Source organism: Legionella massiliensis (genome assembly GCF_000756815.1).
Taxonomy (GTDB): domain Bacteria; phylum Pseudomonadota; class Gammaproteobacteria; order Legionellales; family Legionellaceae; genus Tatlockia; species Tatlockia massiliensis.
Genome location: NZ_CCVW01000004.1, coordinates 12,455 through 31,404, shown reverse-complemented (window position 1 = coordinate 31,404; position 18,950 = coordinate 12,455). Strand labels below are relative to the sequence as shown.

The window sequence follows — 18,950 nt, the reverse complement described above, 5'->3', positions numbered from 1 at the left end:
TCCAATGCTTGTCAATGTCTGATAACTTGAATTTTAAAAACGTCAGTTTGGGATAGGATTTTGATGAGTAAAAATTTTCTGATATTTTTATTTAGCGCTGCAATAAATAACACAGTCTTTGCCGAAGAATCATCGATAGCCATTGATCAGTTTCAGCGTCTTATAAGATATCCTGGCAAAACCGAAGTCAGCTGTCCTAAGCAAGATAAGGACACCGCTGTTTTACTTGCAATAGGCCAATCCAATGCAGCCAATCATGCTGAAAAAATGTTTGTTACCAAATACCCAACCCAGGTTTTTAATTATTTTAATGGTAAATGCTATATTGCCTCCTCGCCTTTGCTCGGCGCCACAGCTCCCTTAGGTGAACTAATAACCCCTCTAGCAGATAAGCTGATTGACAATGGCGATTATAAGACTGTAGTCATTTTACCTTCAGCTATTGGTGGATCAGCAATTGAACGCTGGCAGCAAGGCGGCGATCTGAATAGCATGATGCAAGCTGTTATTGGCCATTCACCCTATAGAATTACCGAAGTCATCTGGCATCAAGGCGAATCTGATTTTGTGTTAAAAACTAAAGCTGAGGACTATAAAAAACGCTTTAATTCCCTAGTGAATTCGCTGCGTAAAACAAAGGAATTCAGCCCACCTATTTACTATGCTATCGCGACCAAATGCGGCGATAATCCAGAATGGCAGAGGGCTAATCCAATTGCCATGGCGCAAAAGTCTTTGGCTAACCCAACACAAAACATTTTTCTAGCCGTCGATACTGATACCCTCTTATCTGATAGTGACAGAGCACCGGATCACTGTCATTTTGGTGAGACGGGACAAGTTAAAACGGCTAATGCCTTTGCCGCAGCAATACACAGCCAGAAAACTCGCATTTTGAAATAACTTGGGTATATAATCCGGCCTCGTTTAAGCACTGAAAACATAAAAAATGACTAATACAAATGCAGAAAATACTGAAGTTTTAACAGCTGAAGATTACAACAAAGCAATGAATTTTATAGCGCAAAATTTACTGTCATCACTCTCACAATCTATGGGAGCTTTACCTCAGCAACTCCATAATCGTAAAGTTGTTTCTCAGGCATTGGCTGCATTTTTAACAAATATTATTTATAAGCAGTTTCCTGGAGATAAAGACTTATCTCAGGAAATGCTTAATGAAATTACTGAATTTGTAAAATTGCAATTAGCGAGTATTCCTGAACCAGCATAGATTCAGACGCAAAATCCTGCATGCTATACTTAGATCTCGCGGTCAAGCTCATGGGTATCTACACAAGTGTCTGTAATAGATGAGCCTTGTCACCCTATTGCGCTCTGGATCACGTAATGTTGTGACAAGGAGGTACGTGTGACATTACAAATGTCTAAAAGTCCGTAGCCTGGATGCAGCGAAGTTTAACGCACAGCCGTAGACGATGGTGGTGACTCACCCTCACTGTCATCGTCGTCATCTTCCTTGACTAGCGGCTTATCTTCGGCAACATCAGGCATTGGCTTCGGCTCATTTTTCTGGCCTTGTTGCTTAGTTGGTGATGGCTCTAAATCCTCATCGAAGACTTCGGTGGATATGTTTTCCAAACTTTCAACACCTTGTTTTTTTGCTTCCAACTCACGGAGAAAAATCTTTGCGGAGCTACTTAAGCCCTCATCCTTGCGAGGCCCTAAGTCTGTATTAGCAACGAATGCTTCATCAACATGTAGCTGTTCTTCGACTTCTTTATTCACTGTATTTAATTTCTCTTGCTCACGCGCTACCTTGTATCCCCATAATGCTGTAGCAAGCAGGGTAACTGTAGCTGCCAGGACAGTAATTGCAATAAGGCCAGCCACGGGTATACCTATACCAGGAATAGCAGCAAAAAGACCTGCAAAGCCTAAGGCTAGACCAGCAAAAGCTATTGAATAGCCAAGACCTCGTAGCAATTTTTTTTCTGATGACAAATGTTGTGTATTCTTTGCCTGTTGCTCTAAAAATTTCCCTTTTTCAAAACCAGGAAACTTCCCTTCAAAATCAATGAGCTCATCTGCTAACTCTTTGCCAAGCGCTCGCTCCCCTAACTCCTCGCCATAGACCTCTGCTAACAGTTCTGCATTTTGTTTCGAAAAATCAATAATCCCATAACCAAGAACCACAGCACCAAGCACAATACCTGGAATAACCAAGACTGGGAATGCTAAGCCTAAAACAGAGGCTGCAGTAAGCAACAAACCACCTGCGAGTATCCAGGCAAGATCTTTGAATATTTCCTTACGGTCATTAACCTCTGGGAGATAGGACAAGCGTGCCTGAGACATGGTTTGCAAATTTTGTTTTATTAGGGCTAAAGAAGCGAGATTCGACAGGTCTTTCTCCTGCTGTTTAATAAGCAAGTCAGCCATTAATGAATGTCGATAATTATCAAATTCATCATCATTCAGGTTTTGTAATTTCTCTAACTTTTCTTTCCATTCAGCATATTCTGGGTGATTGCTAAACAACTTCGTAAAATTGTCAAAAGGCATTTTTTTTGCGATAGACGAATCACGAAGAATACGCAGAGGCTGCTGATAAAAACGATAATCTTCAAGTGCTTTATCCAAATCACCATCAAGAGCTAATTTAACTTGTAATTGCTTTAGCAACTTCTCCAATCTCTTCCGTTGAGCATTAAAAGCCTCTTTTGACTCAGCCCGTATCATCTCATTAATCGCCTGCCCTGCTATCTCATGTATTTTTGTCTGCAGTGCTTTCGAGCCGTCTGAGGGATAATGTATCACCATATCCTGGGTGAGTGCCTGCAGTTGATTTTGGATAATCAACGCTGCTTTTAGTTCTATTTTCAGGGCCTTCTGATTAAATTTATAAACAGATTGTTCTGGTAGTTCAGCCATGATACTCACTCATAGGGGATTTATTTCTAGTATATACCCTTTAGGAGTGAATTTTAGGCTTTTATACCATAGCCGAGTCTGGCCCCAAACCTAACCATTGATTTAGATCGTGATTACGACTATAACATGTGCACGTAAATTTCTTTGGAGCACAATAAATGATGTCAGTTGATAAAATGAATAAAAACGAAAACGCTCTATTCGTTCAAGATGACTTTCTTGATTATGCAATGTTACATGGTTTTGGTGACTTACACTTTAAAGTCGATAATGAAACCGGAATGAAAGCCATTGTTGCTATTCATAGTACAAAGCTCGGACCTGCACTAGGCGGTTGCCGTTTTATAGAATATCCCTCCACTGAAAGCGCTATTTATGACGCTATGCGTCTAGCAAGAGGAATGAGTTACAAGGCTGCCTCAGTTAACCTGCCACTTGGTGGCGGTAAAGCAGTGATCATCAAACCGAACAAACCCTACGATCGCGAAGCTTACTTACATGCTTTTGGTAAATTCGTCAATGAATTGGGCGGACGATACATTACTGCTCTGGATAGCGGTACCCAACTTAGTGATATGGACATTATTGCCGAACATACAACCTACGTAGCTAGCTTGTCGCATCATAATGGCGACCCTTCTCCATCAACAGCAAAGGGTGTGCTTCGAGGTATTCAAGCAGCGGTTGAATTCAAGTTGGGTAAAAATAAATTAGATGGCCTGCATATCGCGATCCAAGGCTTGGGGCATGTTGGTTATCTCCTGGCGTCCCACCTTCACGAGCTTGGTGCCAAATTAACTGTTGCAGACATTAACTCTGCTTCTGTTGAGCGTGCAGTCAAAGAATTCGGCGCCTCTGTTGCTCCTACTGAATCGATTCACAAAGTTCCCTGTGATGTCTTTGCTCCCTGCGCTCTAGGCGCCATTATTAACGATACCAGTATTGGTGAGTTACAAACCACTATCATAGCTGGGGCAGCCAATAACCAGTTGGCACATACCTATCATGGTCAGTTATTACATGAAAAGGGTATTCTCTATGCAGCTGACTATGTGATTAATGCCGGCGGCTTGGTTTTTGCGGCAAGCAAATACCTCCATACACCAGAGCAACAGATTAACCAGCAAATTGATGGTATCCATACCTCATTATTGGCTATTTTTGCACGCTCGCTTCGAGAAAATCGTCCAGCGAGTGAAATTGCTGATATTCTGGCACAAGAGAAACTGGGCTTAGTGCCTAAGGTTTCTTAAAAAACCCTCATCCGCCCTTCGGGCACCTTCTCCCTTGCAGGGAGAAGGGATACACATTATTTAGATAAAGGCATTAGCAATGAAACATTTAAGTCTTACCCCTCCTTTATATGATTACATGCTCGATATTTCTTTGCGCGAGGATCCGGTATTAAAGGCCTTACGCGAAGAAACAGCTAAACACCCCTTAGCCAATATGCAGACGCCCCCTGAACAGGTGCAATTCTTGCAATTTCTAATCCGACTTAGCGGCGCGCGCAAGGTATTAGAGTTAGGCACCTTCACTGGTTATAGCGCTTTGGCTATGGCGCTTGCCTTGCCTAACGATGGTGAAATTATAACCTGTGATCTTAATGCCGAATGGACTGCTATAGGTAAACCCTATTGGCGCGAAGCAAGGCAAGAAGCCAAAATACATCTGCGCTTAGCCCCTGCCCTGGATAGCATGCATAGTCTGCTACATGAAGGATATAAGCATAGCTTTGATTTTATTTTTATCGATGCTGATAAAACCAATTACGTCAATTACTATGAATTAGCACTGCAATTACTTAGCCCCCGCGGGTTAATCGCTATAGACAACATTTTTTGGGATGGTAAAGTAATTGATGCTCAGGAAACGGGTGGGCAAACCCGAGAAATTCGCCGTCTAAATGAATATTTAAAACATGACAAGCGTGTGGATGTTAGCCTTCTAGCTATTGCTGATGGATTGTTTTTAGTCAAACCACGTCCTTAAGTTTCTCCCCTGTGGGGAGAAGGTGTCCGCAGGGCGGATGAGGACAACCTTAAAGCGCTATAAACCAACAAGGAGTGAGTCAATGAACGATAATGCAAAAAACCCCTGTGGTCTGGATGGATTTGCTTTTTTAGAATTCTCAGGCCCTGATCAAACCAAACTAGACAAGCAATTTATTGAAATGGGTTTTCATCATAGCGCTTCGCATAAAACAGAAAATATCAAACTTTATCAGCAGGGAAAAATTCAATTTATTGTTAACGCAGCCAGCAATTGCCAAGCGCAACAGCATGCAGCAGTTCATGGGGCTGGTGCCTGTGCAATGGGCTTCCGTGTTAAAGATGCGCAACAAGCTTACGTCCATGCACTCAAACACGGCGCAACAGCCTTCCAAGACAGCAAACATGCTGATCATGGTTTGCCTGCAATACAGGCTATTGGTGGGAGCGTTATTTACTTTGTTGACGATAAACATCAACCCTTCGCCAACCAATGGCAAGCTAATTCTGCAGCTGCTCAGAACAAAAATTGTGGCTTAACCAATATTGATCACCTCACCCATAATGTTTATCGCGGTAATATGGATAAATGGGCACATTTTTATGAATCCATCTTTAATTTCCGCGAAATTCGCTTTTTTAATATTGTCGGAAAAATGACTGGACTGGTAAGCCGAGCACTTGCAAGCCCCTGCGATAAAATTAAAATTCCTTTGAATGAATCCAAAGACGATAAATCACAGATTGAAGAATTTTTACATGAGTATCACGGAGAAGGCATTCAGCATATCGCCTTAAATACGGAAAATATTTACACCACGGTCAATACGTTAAGAAAGCATGGTGTTAGTTTCCTTGATGTTCCAGACACCTATTATGAGATGATTGATCAGCGCATTCCCTGGCATAAAGAATCCCTGGCAAATCTGCAAAAAGAACGCATCTTGATTGATGGTGAAAAGGATCCTAAAGGCGGTTTGTTGTTACAGATTTTTACCGAGAATGTCTTTGGACCTGTCTTCTTTGAAATTATTCAACGCCACGGGAACCAAGGTTTTGGTGAGGGCAACTTCCAAGCTCTATTTGAAGCGATTGAACGTGATCAAATTAAGCGCGGTACCCTTGGGACTGTTGAAACTCATTGAGAATCAAATATGAAATTAGCAAGCTTAAAATCAAACAAGAGCCGCGATGGTGAGTTATGTGTGGTCAATCGACAATTAACTAGCCTGGTCAAAGTCACGGATATTGCCCAAACCTTACAAGAAGCCATTGAGCATTGGGGAAAGGTTGAAAGCCGTTTACAAGAACGATATATCGCCTTAAACCAAGGTGAGATCTCAGGCCTTCCCTATAATCCTAAAGACTTGGCCTCACCACTACCCCGCTCTTATCAATGGGCAGATGGCAGTGCCTATGTCAACCACGTCGAGCTCGTTAGAAAAGCACGGGGCGCGGAATTACCTGAGAATTTCTGGACCGACCCGCTCATGTATCAGGGAGGCTCTGATGCCTTTTTAGGCCCGCAGGATCCCATTGAAATGGCTGACGAAGCCTATGGTATAGACTTTGAAGCCGAAGTGGCGGTGATTACTGATGATGTCCCGATGGGGTTAAGCGCTGAAAAGGCTGCGAGCCATATTAAATTATTGATGCTGGTTAACGACGTGTCTTTGCGCAACCTAATCCCCGATGAGATTGCCAAAAGCTTCGGATTTTTTCACTCCAAACCAGCAAGCAGCTTTTCACCTGTAGCGATCACCCCTGATGAACTTGAGCAAAATTGGGATGGTAAACGGGTACATCTCCCCCTATTCAGCCATTTAAATGGCAAGCTTTTTGGCGAGCCGAATGCGGGTATTGATATGACTTTTTCTTTTCCAGAATTAATAGCTCATGCTGCTAAAACCAGGCATTTAGCAGCCGGGACAATCATAGGCTCTGGTACCGTGTCCAATTTGGATCGCAGCAAGGGTTCATCCTGCATTGCAGAAAAGCGCATGCTGGAAATCATTGCTGGAGGCAAACCCTTAACTGAATATATGCATTTTGGCGATACAATCCGTATTGAAATGCTCAATGCTAAAGGGCAGTCCCTCTTCGGTGCTATTGAACAAACGCTCACTCAATATAGAGGTTAAACGTGAAACTCTACGATTATTACCGTTCATCTGCGAGTTACCGTGTGCGTATTGCACTCAACATCAAAGATATAAGCTATGAGATCCTTCACGTACATTTAACCAAGAATGGTGGTGAGCACCATCATGCCGATTATTTGCAACTCAATCCGCAAGGATTGGTACCTACTTTGGATGAGAATGGTCACATAATTAGTCAATCGCTGGCCATTCTTGAATACCTTGACGAGATAAACCCAACTCCTCCCCTATTACCCCCAACGCCCTTGGGACGTGCACAGGTAAGAAGCATGGCACTAATGATTGCCTGTGACATTCATCCCTTGAATAATCTGCGTGTCTTAGAACGTTTACGCGCAGAGTATCAAGCAACGGAACAGCAGGTTAAGAGTTGGTATCACCATTGGCTAAAACAGGGTTTTGATGCCTTGGAAAGCCGCCTACAGAACATGCCTCACAAAAACAAGGTCTGTTACGGCACCGAGGTAAGCATAGCCGATATCTGCCTGATTCCTCAGGTTTATAATGCGCATCGTTTTGAATTTCCTATGGATAACTACCCGTTGATCAATGAAATTTATGCCTATTGTCAAAGTCTCAGTCCTTTTAGGGACGCAGCGCCAGAACAACAGATCCAGGCTGCGTTCTGAGGAGCTGGTTTACCTTCTTTGCACTCCCAAAGACATACGTCATGTCGAACGTAGAGAGACATCTCCTGAATATTGCATAGTGCTAATCCCGGAGATCCCTCACTATGTTCGGGATGACGAGGGATGTTCGGGTGGGCGGAAGGGTTCCCTTCAAGAGCATTCTGAACTATTAGAGAAAGGCCAGATTTGAGTGCAGGTTGAATGAAAAGGGACTCTAAAAAAACGGGGCATAGATTACTATGTGAGTATTTTTTAGAGTCCCTTTTCATTCAAGATACGCCAAATATGGCCTTTCTAAAACCAAGCCTTAGAAACCAAAGCAGTTGTGATCCCCTTCGGAGTCCGTTGCAAGATACTCCATTTTGCTTCACAGCGTTGTACACGGCCAATCAAAACAGTCTGGCCATTGCATTGATAATGGACTTGTAAACCATCATAAACCTGTCCTTCATCAACAGCCTGACATTTCTCCCCGGAGGTTAATTCAACAGCCCAGGGATAGGCTTCTGACATATCGAGTGGTGTGTGGCTACTATCATCAGCAGCAGATGACAAATTGATCTGGACACCGTTCAATGACCAGGGTGAATAGGGACAAATTGCTTCCTTTCGCGCACCAACGGGTTTAATAAAACAAGGATCATAGACCTTGCCCTCTGCAGTACAGCGCCAGGCATCCTCTCTTTTAATTCGTTGCGACTGCTGCCAGCAGTCTCCAGCTATTTTTTTCTTAATGACAACTTGTATACCATCAACAAAGGGGCGGTACAATTTCAGCTCTGTATCTTCAGCAAATGAGCAAAATGACCCGATTATCGTAAAAAAGACTATAACTCCACGCCACATAGGTTCCCCCATTGATTTTATTTAGTGTATTATCCAAGGTTTAGTCTAGGTTTTGGAGTACATAATGACAGAGGTCTATACCGTAAAACAATGTTTAGATGGAGAAATTAGTGTTGATGAAACAGTTACCGTGCGCGGTTGGGTAAAAACACGACGAGATTCCAAACAGGGTTTATCCTTTATCAGCTTGCATGATGGTTCTTGTTTTTCACCAATTCAAATTGTCGCAACAGATAAACTTGATAATTATCAAGAAGATGTTCTTAAGTTAACTGCAGGCTGTGCAATCATAGCCTCAGGTAAATTAGTAGCTTCCCAGGGTAAGGGGCAATCCTTTGAAATTCAGGCGGAATACATTAAAGTCGCCGGTTGGGTAGACAATCCTGATAGCTATCCCATTCAAGCCAAACGCCATACTCTTGAGTTCTTACGCGACGTCGCTCATCTTCGTCCAAGAACAAACACAATTAGCGCTGTAACGCGCGTTCGCCACTGCTTGGCTCAGGCAGTTCATCAGTTTTTCCACCAGCTTGGTTATTTTTGGGTGCATACCCCAATTATCACGGCAAGTGACTGTGAGGGTGCTGGTGAAATGTTTAGAATTAGCACCCTTGACCTGTTGAATGTTCCTAAAACAGCACAGGGTCAGGTTGATTTCTCCAAAGATTTTTTTGGCCGTGAAACCTTTTTAACAGTATCAGGCCAATTAAACGTAGAAGCCTATTGTCTGGCGATGTCTAAGGTCTATACCTTTGGCCCTACTTTCCGTGCAGAAAACTCAAATACCAGCAGACATTTAGCTGAGTTTTGGATGATTGAGCCTGAAGTCGCTTTCGCCACCTTAAAGGATATCTGCGATCTCAGCCAAGCCATGCTGCGTCATCTTTGCAAAACTGTGTTAGACGAGCGCCAAGATGATATGGAATTCTTTAACCAATTTGTTGCCCCTGGCTGTATTGAAAGACTGGAACATATTGTTAATTCCGATTTTGAAATAATGACCTACACAGATGCTATTAAAGCGCTAGAAAATGCCGATCGTAAATTTGAATTCCCAGTAAGCTGGGGACTTGATTTGCAATCAGAACATGAACGTTTCCTGGCAGAAGAACTTTGCAAAAAACCAGTCATTCTCACAGACTACCCCAAAGACATCAAAGGGTTTTATATGCGCCTGAACGATGACGAGAAAACTGTTGCAGCAATGGATGTATTAGCCCCAGGTATTGGCGAAATTATTGGCGGCAGCCAACGGGAAGAACGTCTTGAGATTCTTGATAAGCGCATGGAAGAGTGCAACCTCAACCAGGACAGCTACCAATGGTATAGAGATCTACGCCGCTACGGCACAGTACCTCATGCAGGTTTCGGTCTTGGCTTTGAGCGCTTAGTCAGCTATGTCACCGGCATTGCCAACGTTCGGGATGTTATTCCATTCCCACGTACGCCAGGACATGCTGATTATTAGATTAGCGCGCCTACCACTAAACGCCTGTATTTTCCTATAAGATGCACCGTAATAGACCACCCAATCCCGAATTCCCGCGGCTTGACCGCGGGATCTATATAGCGCACACCACTGGCAGATCCCGCCGTCAAGCCGCGAGATTTTGAAAGGGTTTCGAGGCTTGGTTCACAGAGAGGAGACAATCTATTGCGCCAAAAACCCATCCTGAATCGTCAATACCTTATCCATTCTTGCAGCCAAATGCTGATCATGGGTCACTATAATTAAAGCCGTGTTTAAATTCTCATTTAACCCAAGCATTAAATCAAAAACCTTGCTTGCAGTTGCATTATCGAGATTTCCGGTCGGCTCATCAGCTAGTACACAACTCGGTTGATGCACTAAAGCCCTGGCTATTGCTACTCGTTGGCGCTCACCACCTGATAATTGCGAAGGCTTATGCTTCAGACGATGGGCTAAACCAACCTGCGCTAAAATTTGTTCAGCCTGTACCTCAGCCTCGACAACCGTTTTATCAGCTAATAACAAAGGCATAGAAACATTTTCCAAAGCACTAAACTCAGGTAAAAGATGATGAAACTGATAAACAAACCCCAGTTCCCTGTTACGTAATTTACAACGTTGTTTTTCAGAAAGAGCCTGCCAGTTCGTACCCTGCATAAAGAGCTGTCCGGTACTTGGATTATCCAACCCACCTAAAAGATGTAATAAAGTGCTCTTACCAGAACCAGAGGGGCCTACAATAGCAATTCGCTCTCCGGGCTTAATAGTTAAATCAATACTTTTGAGCACCTCTACGGACTCTGTTCCATCATGATAAGTTTTACCAACATTCTGGCAATTGAAAATAAACTCACTCATAATGCAAAGCCTCCGCTATTACAGTTTTTGAGGCACGCCACGCAGGATAGATGGTTGCTACAAAGCTCATCATCAATGCCACAGCACAGATTTGCCATAAATCGCTAAACATAATTTTTGATGGTAAATAATCGACAAAGTAAACATTTGAAGACAAAAGCTGCGTATGGAAAAATGACTGGAGAGTATTCACTATCGAGGTCGCATTGGAGGCCAAAATCAATCCGCCAACTAAGCCTAGCAAGGTTCCAACAACACCTACCATCATCCCTTGGACAATAAACACCCACAGAATAGTTGAGGGTGTTGCACCAATCGTTCTTAAAATAGCGATTTCAGACTGTTTATCATTGACAACCATCACTAGCGAAGCAACCAGGTTGAATGCAGCCACAGCGATAATCAATAATAAAATAAGAAACATCATCGTCTTTTCTAGTTTTACTGCATGAAAGAACTCACCAAATTGCTGCGTCCAATTGCCAACCTCATAGTCTTCACCCAATTTAGCAGCAAGTTGATCAGTCATTGCTGGCGCATTATAGATATTGTTAATTTTCATCTTAAGACCAGTGACATCATCGCCCAATTGCATTAGCTTCTGAGCATCAGCAATATTGATAAAGGCTAATTTACTGTCAAAATTGAAGCCAGCACCAGCCGTAAATACACCGGCCACAGTAAAACGTTTGAAACGTGGAATCATTCCTGCAGGCGTTACGCTTGCTGCTGGAATCATAATCGTTACCTTATCCCCAAGCATGACACCAAGATTATTAGCGAGTCCTCGTCCAAGGATGATGCCAAAATGCTGCAGATCAGCCATATCCCCAATGAGCAACTTATCTTGTAAATGAGTTACAGCCTGCTCCTGTTGCGGATCAACACCAGTTAATACTATTGGTAAAATTTGCCCTTCATGAGTAAGTAGTCCCTGGGCTCCAACATAGGGAGCAATAGCCTTAACGCCTGGGGTATTCTTAAGCTCAGCCTCAAGTTTTGGCCAATCCGAGATTTTGCCATCCCGACCGCTTACCGTGATTTCAGGCGCCATACCAAAAAAGCGCTTATGAATTTCATCATCAAAGCCGTTCATCACCGAGAGCACGGTAATCAGAACCATAACTCCAAGTCCGATTCCTAACATTGAGCTAAGTGAGATAAAGGAAACAAAATGATTTCGTTTTTTTGCACGCGTATAGCGTAGTCCGATATATAGTGCCAGAGGCTTAAACATAATTGGTTTGATAGTGTAAAAGGTCTATTGTAGTGAAAATCAATCCAGCAAGATATAGCAGAGGGTTCCTATATTTATCATCAGGCAATAGTTATCCACAAATTCTGTGGGTAACCTTAGGGAACAATTGTGCGCATGATTGGATTTTGTAGAGAAATCAAGGTTTCAGTTGATTGAATTTCATCAATCGCTTGGATTTTATTAATCAGCACATGCTGCAAAGCGTCTATTGAACGACACATTACCTTAATAAAGATGCTGTAAGAGCCCGTTGTATAATAAGCCTCAACCACCTCATCGAGTTTTTCCAATTTTTTCAAGGCAGAAGGATAATCCTTTGCCCCTTTTAAAATAATGCCAATAAAACAGCAGACATCATAGCCTAATTGCTTAGGATCCACCTGAGCGTGAACACCCGTAATGATCCCCGCCTGCCTCATTTTCTCAATTCGAACATGGATGGTCCCTGGACTCACATCGAAATTTTTGGCTAATTCAGCATAAGGAATGCGCGCATTTTTCATTAGTGCGTTAAGGATGTTTTTATCAAGATTATCGATTTGATAATTTTCCATTGAAATCCATTATTTATTTTAGATAAAAAACAATTATAAAGCGTTAAAATTGAATAATCAAAAGCAATAACCGCATATTTATTGAGCATTATTGAATTTAACTGGTTATTTATTGTTAAATATCTATGTCAATTTTTAAAAGGTGGATGTTATGAAAGAGCAATTTATACTAAAACAACAGCAAATCAGTTTCGTAAAATCTTTTTTCTCACTTCAACTAGAAAAGCAATTAGGTCTAATCGAGGTGCAAGCCCCCATGCTAAGTCGAGTTGATGAAGGCGAACAAGATAACCTCTCAGGTATAGAGAAAGCTGTTAACGTTAATGTTAAGGCTCTACCTGGCACCCAATTTGAAGTGGTTCACTCCCTGGCAAAATGGAAGCGTCGAGTTTTAGGCAGCTTTAACTTTGAAATCGGTGATGGCCTCTACACTAATATGAAAGCTCTGCGACCTGACGAAAGCCAACTAAGCGCAACCCATTCTGTCTACGTCGATCAATGGGATTGGGAAAAGGTTATCGCCAAAGAGGATCGCAATCTTGCCTGTCTGAAGAAAGTGGTCATTAAACTTTATGACTCAATCAAAAAGACTGAGGCCGCTGTCTATGCAACCTATGGCTTACCCCCCTTCTTGCCAGAAAAAATTTCCTTTATTCATTCTGAGCAATTATTAAAGAGATATCCTTACTTGAGTGCAAAAAAGCGCGAACAAGCCATCACTAAAGAACTAGGCGCTGTCTTTGTGATTGGCATAGGCTCTACCCTGTCGAATGGCAAACCCCATGATCTTCGCGCCCCGGATTATGATGATTGGACGAGCATGAATGAAGAAGGCTTTAGCGGCTTAAATGGTGATATTTTAGTGTGGAATCCTGTTCTACAAGATAGTTTTGAAATCTCTTCGATGGGCATCCGCGTTAGCCCCGAAAGCCTAAAGCAACAATTAAGTCTGACAGGCAAGGAAGAGCGCTTAGCTTATCCCTGGCATCAAAAACTGATAGATGGCAAGTTTCCACAAACCATTGGTGGTGGAATCGGCCAATCAAGACTCGTGATGCTACTGTTGCAGCAACCCCATATTGGTCAGGTCCAATGTGGTGTCTGGTCATCAGAAATTCGCGAGACAATGGCTCTCTGTTAAAACTTTAAGCCCCTACTTCAATCAGCAAGTGGGGCAGTACCAACCTTTATTAATCTAAAGTATACTTCCCGCCTAATAATTAAACTTCTTGAGGGATTACTCATGAGTAACAATAAAAACCACAAAGCTATGCGTCGTCTTTTTTTAGCCTTGGGACTGCTTGCAAGCACAGCAAGCCTAGCCTCCTGGAGTCAGCATGGTGGGAATTGGTACGAAGGATATCAACACTACCATGGCTACGATAATTACTATAATCAGGGCTGGTCTTATGGTGGAGGCGGTTTTTATTTTGGCAGTGGCAATTGGGGCGGCTTCTGGGGTGGCGGACCCAATATAGTGATTAATCTACCCGCACAACAATATTATGCCCAACCTGAATATGTTCCAGAATGCCAACACGTTGAAACCTGTAACTCATACGGAAACTGCTGGTTAGAGCCTGTTTGCGACTAAGAATATACCAATACGCGTAAGCTGGGCTGAAATGCCCAGCATTTATCCGCGAACATGGAGTTTAGATATTGAGTATTCAATCAAAATCAATGACAAAGAAATTTATAAATCTCCCAAACATAAAAATCACAAGCGGTACAATGGAGGCAGTAAAATGGCTTGCTCTGCTGTCCATGACCATCGATCATGCCAACCGATTCTTTTTTAACATGGCCTATTATTCCGCTTATTGCGCAGGCCGCCTAGCCATGCCGCTATTCGCCTTCATCCTTGCTTATAATCTTGCGCAACCAGGAACCTTTGAGCGCGGTTTATACTCAAGAGTATTGATACGATTACTTATTTTTGGCGTCTTAGCCACGCCGGCTTATATGGCAATGCGCCATCTGCAAGGTTTATATCCGCTAAACATAATGTTTAGCCTGGCGGCCTCAACAGCTGCCCTTTACTATTATGAGGAAGGTGGTGGAGTCAACAAGTCTATCAGCCTGTTTATCATTCTCCTTGGCGGCCTCTTTGCCGAATACGATTGGGTAGGAATTATTTTCTGTATAGCGTCCTGGTCTTACTGCCGGAAACCCTCCATCCAGTCTTTATTGGCATGTATAGTTGCTTACATGCTTCTTGATCTAATTAATAATAATTATTGGGCTCTGCTCACCATACCTATTATTCTTCTTGCAACAAAGATTGATTTAAGAATTCCACGTATTCGTTATCTTTTTTATGTTTATTATCCGCTCCATTTAAGTGTTTTGTATTTGCTAAAAAAAGGAGTCGATTACCTTTCGTAAAGATTAATTTGCATTTTCTACACCAATAATTTGAATTCTGTCTATTATTAAAGTAATAGCAGGGATGAACTGACGAAATGCAAACGAGAGATTAGAGACTGCTTTACAGTTAGCAATTAATAACCTTATCCTAAAATGGACTTTGGAGTAATCATGCCAGTACACGAAAGACGTCAACATTTCCGAATTGAGGATCAGATCTATTTTGACTATAAACTTGTCGAGCCAGGTTCTTTTTACTCTGACAAACTAATCACGGAAGAATTGTTAGGGCAAAGTGGTAAACGCTATCTGGAAACGACTCAATATTTTCAAAGCCTTGATTATGAGCTTTCAGAGCTCACACAAACACTTGCTATGAAAGAACCAGCTCTTGCCCATTATCTCAATTTAATCAATGCCAAGATCGAATATTTAGCCCGCCATCTGATGATCGGCGAAAAGATTCATCTACGCAAAGTCAATATCAGTCTTGGGGGCATGGCTTTTAAAACAAAAGAGCGCATTAAAGAAAAAACCCATATAAAAATAATTATTTATACCAAACCCAAGATGCTTCCTATTGTTGTCAATGCTGTCGTCGTCTATAGCCAATACCACAATGAAAGCCAATATCATACCGCAGTACAGTTTGAGGAATTGGATAGAGAGCAAGAACAATTACTGTCACAGCACATTATCATAGCTCAACAAGCCAAGTGCCAGGCAGATTAAAAACTACACCCCGGTTGAGCTAAAACCGGGGTTTAAATGTTTCTAGTATTGAAAGTTACATTACCGCATAATGTGAGGCCTACGAATTTTATGTTAGGGTAAGGTATGACCAGAGTTGTCTTTTGTTCCAAATTAAAACAAGAAGCTGAGGGCCTCGATAAAGCACCGTTTCCAGGCGCCTTTGGTGAAAAAGTTTTTAATGAAATCTCCAAACAAGCTTGGAAAATGTGGTTAGCACATCAAACCATGTTGATTAATGAATACCGTCTTAGTTTAATCGATCCTAAGGCAAGAGAATTCCTTCAAGAAGAAATGCAAAAATATTTCTTCGGTGATGGCTCAGAAAAACCCGCAGGTTTCGTCCCTAATGAATGAGGCAAAGTGAAATGTATCATGACTTATTAAATTTTAGTGAAGAGGTAGCTGAGGCACTAAGTAGAAAAAAGCCTATTGTGGCGCTAGAATCCACTATTATTTCTCACGGCATGCCCCATCCCGCTAATTTAGAGACGGCAAGGCAGGTTGAACAACTAATTCGTGATCAAGGAGCAGTTCCCGCCACAATTGTGCTTTATCAGGGAAAAATTCATATCGGCATTAACGATAAAATTATGGAGCATATAGCGAGTAATGATGAAGTCATTAAAGCATCGAGACGCGACATCTCCTATGTGCTGACCCGTAAAATGGCAGCCAGCACTACCGTCGCTGCAACCATGTTTTGCGCCAATTTAGCAGGATTACCACTTTTTGTAACTGGAGGTATTGGCGGCGTCCATCATCATGTCGGAGAAAGTTTTGATATCTCCTCAGATTTAATAGAGCTTGGCTCAACACCCGTCACAGTTGTCTGCTCAGGCGCAAAATCAATCCTTGATTTACCAAAAACCTTAGAAATGTTAGAAACCTACGGTGTCGCAGTAATCGGCTATCAAACCGATGAATTCCCCGCATTTTTCAGCCAATCCAGCGGCATCCCCCTTTTACACCGCTTAGATGATGTAAAAGACATAGCAAAGCTAATGAGCTATCAAAATCAACTAAACCTCAATAACGGTATCGTCATCGCCAACCCTATTCCCAAAGAAGCAGAAATCCCCGACGATGAAATTATCCCCATTATCAACCAAGCCCAAAATGAAGCCCAACACATCAACGGCAAAGCCATTACACCCTTTTTATTAAAACGAATAGCAGAATTAACAGCCGGCCAAAGCTTACACGCCAATATCGAATTAATAAAAAGCAACGCAACCCTAGGCGCACAAATCGCCGTAGCCTACCAACAAACAGAGAGCCAAAGATAAATCGATTAATACTAAATCGAAAAGACAAGAAATAATCCAAGTACTCACATGAAATTATCTTTTTATAAAAAAAATAATAAACACCGCTTGACTCAAAACCATTCTCAGAGTTTAATAGCAACCTCTTGTGGCCAGATAGCTCAGTCGGTAGAGCAAAGGATTGAAAATCCTTGTGTCGACAGTTCGATTCTGTCTCTGGCCACCATTAAAATCAATGAGTTACAGTCAAATCCTCAAAATCCAAATTTTTCATGTAGACGCAATGTAGACAGCTCAATAGCATAACTGCTATTGGAATTGAAATATGAAGGCTCATCCCCATTTCCGGGGGCACGAATCAAGAACACAAAACTTTAACCCTTAACCTATAGTTTTCAAAATTTCTAAATCCGTAAGCACGCCGTTGAATTAGCTTCATCTTTCGATGGAAGCCTTCCGTAATGCCGTTGTTTTTAGTAAACCGCCACATTCTAACCACTTCTTCACGCCATTGGTATAATGTTCTACCCAGAGTTTTAAGAGGCTCAAAAGGGCTTTCTTTCAGACTGGAAACCAGTTTCAGAAAGAGAGGTATTAAACGCGAACACTGCTTTGCGGTGCGATGTTTTCGCATGAGTAGCCGATGTAATCGCTGTTTAAAATAATAGATAGCAGCAATGATAGGCTGTTGCTGCAAATAACGTTCTCTTTTATTTAATCGTTTTAGGTTGAGATTACTCGGATTGGTTCTCAGTGCGGCCAGAAGACCTCGCTGATATTTCATGTCTGGGTCAATTTGCTGATAAGTCTGAAGGCTCATCTGGTTCAATAAACGAATCACATGAAAGCGGTCAGCGACTATCATGGCGTTGGGAAAGTAGCGCCTGATTAATTTGCGGTAACTTGAGCTTAAATCAATACAAACCACCTGTACCTTTTCTTTTCCCTCTAAGGTCGCTAAATAACTCTCCAAATCCTTTTCTGAACGCCCTTCAACCACATCAAATATTTTATGTTTCGCTAAATCACAAAACGTGGTGGCATAGCCCACTTTCCTATTAAATGAATGTTCATCAAGCCCTAGTATTCTCGGACAAGAGCGGGTAGCAATCTTCTTGGAGCGCAGTTCATAACCATAATGATACCAACGTTCGACTGTCGATTTTCCAAGCTTTAAATCGCGTGACAAATCCTTCTGACTTACCCCTTTACTATGAGTATGAAATACTTGTTTGCGTAAGCTCTCGGTCGCCCTTTGGTGTTTACCTATTCCAGGAAAGCGCTGATTAAAATAACGGCCACAATCACCACAATAATATTTATGAGCCTTAATGCATAAATAGCTACGACGCAAGCCAATCGACTCATGTCGGACACGTCTTATAAAACTATCCTTTATACGTAATTTTTTATTGCCACAATGAATGCAACGAACAACACAACGATAACTTACTTCAATATAAACAGGGTTCTCACCACTCACCTTTTTAATAGAATATCCCGGTAAATTTAGGATACAATCTTTCTTGGGCATTTTAATCTTCCTTTTGACCGTCGAATCAAAGAGTTAGTTTATACTAACTTGATTAAAGTGCCCCTTCTTTTGGGGTTGAGCCGATTTTTTACTTAAAATTTGGAAGCTTATAGCCGCGACTCCCCTCTCTATTGGCATATCCCATGAAGAAATGCCAATAAAGACTCAAATGAGTATTTATTATGAAATGGGAGTCGCCCAAGCTCTTGGTAAAGAAACTATTGTGATTAAATCTGAGCTTGCGGCAAACTCAGGGTCTAGAGCTAAAGATCGTCGGTTTTGCCGCCATCTGAAACTCATTTTTAGCGTATTTTAAATATGCCCCTCAATTTGAACAGAGGGGCAAAATAAATGAAGGATCTAG

At 42.0% G+C, this 18,950-nt stretch carries 21 protein-coding genes and 1 tRNA gene; 16 read left to right on the top strand and 6 right to left on the bottom strand.

Features of this window, described 5'->3' with window-relative positions; translation table 11 throughout:
• The first annotated feature begins 63 nt into the window (after positions 1–63).
• A complete protein-coding gene (locus BN1094_RS14950) occupies positions 64–903 on the top strand; it encodes a sialate O-acetylesterase (protein ID WP_044011959.1) in 840 nt (279 codons plus the stop codon).
• 46 nt (positions 904–949) lie between these two features.
• Entirely contained in the window at positions 950–1,234 is a 285-nt protein-coding gene (locus tag BN1094_RS14945) for a hypothetical protein (protein ID WP_044011958.1), read from the top strand.
• Positions 1,235–1,419: 185 nt separating this feature from the next.
• Here BN1094_RS14945 and BN1094_RS14940 read toward each other — a convergent pair whose 3' ends face one another.
• A complete protein-coding gene (locus tag BN1094_RS14940; protein ID WP_044011957.1) occupies positions 1,420–2,895 on the bottom strand; it encodes a hypothetical protein in 1,476 nt (491 codons plus the stop codon).
• Between the two features lie 158 nt (positions 2,896–3,053).
• On the opposite strand from BN1094_RS14940, the gene BN1094_RS14935 reads away from it, so the two are divergent.
• From BN1094_RS14935 to maiA, 5 genes are all read left to right on the top strand, one after another.
• Entirely contained in the window at positions 3,054–4,148 is a 1,095-nt protein-coding gene (locus BN1094_RS14935; protein ID WP_044011956.1) for a Leu/Phe/Val dehydrogenase, read from the top strand.
• Between the two features lie 79 nt (positions 4,149–4,227).
• A complete protein-coding gene (locus tag BN1094_RS14930; RefSeq protein WP_044011955.1) occupies positions 4,228–4,887 on the top strand; it encodes a class I SAM-dependent methyltransferase in 660 nt (219 codons plus the stop codon).
• An 82-nt stretch (positions 4,888–4,969) separates the two neighbouring features.
• The gene (gene hppD, locus BN1094_RS14925; RefSeq protein WP_044011954.1) at positions 4,970–6,031 is read left to right on the top strand and encodes a 4-hydroxyphenylpyruvate dioxygenase; all 1,062 of its coding nucleotides are present in this window, start codon (positions 4,970–4,972) and stop codon (positions 6,029–6,031) included.
• Between the two features lie 9 nt (positions 6,032–6,040).
• Complete coding sequence (locus tag BN1094_RS14920) at positions 6,041–7,027, top strand: fumarylacetoacetate hydrolase family protein (protein ID WP_044011952.1); 987 nt, start codon at positions 6,041–6,043, stop codon at positions 7,025–7,027.
• Between the two features lie 2 nt (positions 7,028–7,029).
• Positions 7,030–7,677 (top strand): maleylacetoacetate isomerase, encoded by a 648-nt coding sequence (gene maiA / locus BN1094_RS14915; protein ID WP_044011951.1) that lies wholly within the window; start codon positions 7,030–7,032, stop codon positions 7,675–7,677.
• 294 nt (positions 7,678–7,971) lie between these two features.
• Here maiA and BN1094_RS14910 read toward each other — a convergent pair whose 3' ends face one another.
• Positions 7,972–8,523 carry a hypothetical protein gene (locus BN1094_RS14910; protein ID WP_044011950.1) on the bottom strand — a complete coding sequence of 184 codons (552 nt, stop codon included), beginning with the start codon at positions 8,521–8,523 and terminating at the stop codon, positions 7,972–7,974.
• A 64-nt stretch (positions 8,524–8,587) separates the two neighbouring features.
• On the opposite strand from BN1094_RS14910, the gene asnS reads away from it, so the two are divergent.
• Positions 8,588–9,991 (top strand): asparagine--tRNA ligase, encoded by a 1,404-nt coding sequence (gene asnS, locus BN1094_RS14905; protein ID WP_044011949.1) that lies wholly within the window; start codon positions 8,588–8,590, stop codon positions 9,989–9,991.
• A 183-nt stretch (positions 9,992–10,174) separates the two neighbouring features.
• Here the strand turns inward: asnS and lolD are convergent, their stop codons facing one another.
• The 3 genes from lolD to asnC all read right to left on the bottom strand — a co-directional run bounded on the left by lolD (position 10,175) and on the right by asnC (position 12,664).
• The gene (lolD, locus tag BN1094_RS14900) at positions 10,175–10,852 is read right to left on the bottom strand and encodes a lipoprotein-releasing ABC transporter ATP-binding protein LolD (protein ID WP_044011948.1); all 678 of its coding nucleotides are present in this window, start codon (positions 10,850–10,852) and stop codon (positions 10,175–10,177) included.
• Complete coding sequence (locus tag BN1094_RS14895; RefSeq protein WP_044011947.1) at positions 10,845–12,089, bottom strand: lipoprotein-releasing ABC transporter permease subunit; 1,245 nt, start codon at positions 12,087–12,089, stop codon at positions 10,845–10,847. Before BN1094_RS14895 ends, lolD begins: the two co-directional genes overlap by 8 nt.
• Positions 12,090–12,205: 116 nt before the next feature.
• A complete protein-coding gene (gene asnC / locus BN1094_RS14890; RefSeq protein WP_044011946.1) occupies positions 12,206–12,664 on the bottom strand; it encodes a transcriptional regulator AsnC in 459 nt (152 codons plus the stop codon).
• Between the two features lie 151 nt (positions 12,665–12,815).
• Here asnC and asnA point away from each other — a divergent pair, with 151 nt between their 5' ends.
• The 7 genes from asnA to BN1094_RS14855 all read left to right on the top strand — a co-directional run bounded on the left by asnA (position 12,816) and on the right by BN1094_RS14855 (position 17,278).
• The gene (asnA, locus tag BN1094_RS14885; protein ID WP_044011945.1) at positions 12,816–13,805 is read left to right on the top strand and encodes an aspartate--ammonia ligase; all 990 of its coding nucleotides are present in this window, start codon (positions 12,816–12,818) and stop codon (positions 13,803–13,805) included.
• A gap of 102 nt (positions 13,806–13,907) precedes the next feature.
• Positions 13,908–14,258 (top strand): hypothetical protein, encoded by a 351-nt coding sequence (locus BN1094_RS14880; protein WP_044011944.1) that lies wholly within the window; start codon positions 13,908–13,910, stop codon positions 14,256–14,258.
• A 68-nt stretch (positions 14,259–14,326) separates the two neighbouring features.
• Entirely contained in the window at positions 14,327–15,052 is a 726-nt protein-coding gene (locus BN1094_RS14875) for a TraX family protein (RefSeq protein ID WP_141650493.1), read from the top strand.
• Between the two features lie 153 nt (positions 15,053–15,205).
• Positions 15,206–15,766 (top strand): PilZ domain-containing protein, encoded by a 561-nt coding sequence (locus BN1094_RS14870; RefSeq protein ID WP_044011942.1) that lies wholly within the window; start codon positions 15,206–15,208, stop codon positions 15,764–15,766.
• Between the two features lie 105 nt (positions 15,767–15,871).
• Complete coding sequence (locus tag BN1094_RS14865) at positions 15,872–16,141, top strand: oxidative damage protection protein (protein ID WP_044011941.1); 270 nt, start codon at positions 15,872–15,874, stop codon at positions 16,139–16,141.
• Between the two features lie 11 nt (positions 16,142–16,152).
• Complete coding sequence (locus BN1094_RS14860; RefSeq protein WP_044011940.1) at positions 16,153–17,073, top strand: pseudouridine-5'-phosphate glycosidase; 921 nt, start codon at positions 16,153–16,155, stop codon at positions 17,071–17,073.
• Between the two features lie 129 nt (positions 17,074–17,202).
• Positions 17,203–17,278 (top strand) — tRNA-Phe (locus BN1094_RS14855).
• Positions 17,279–17,410: 132 nt separating this feature from the next.
• Here BN1094_RS14855 and BN1094_RS14850 read toward each other — a convergent pair.
• Entirely contained in the window at positions 17,411–18,586 is a 1,176-nt protein-coding gene (locus BN1094_RS14850) for an ISL3 family transposase (protein WP_044011939.1), read from the bottom strand.
• Between the two features lie 169 nt (positions 18,587–18,755).
• On the opposite strand from BN1094_RS14850, the gene BN1094_RS19925 reads away from it, so the two are divergent.
• Positions 18,756–18,902 (top strand): hypothetical protein, encoded by a 147-nt coding sequence (locus BN1094_RS19925; protein ID WP_176695316.1) that lies wholly within the window; start codon positions 18,756–18,758, stop codon positions 18,900–18,902.
• Positions 18,903–18,950: the final 48 nt, after the last annotated feature.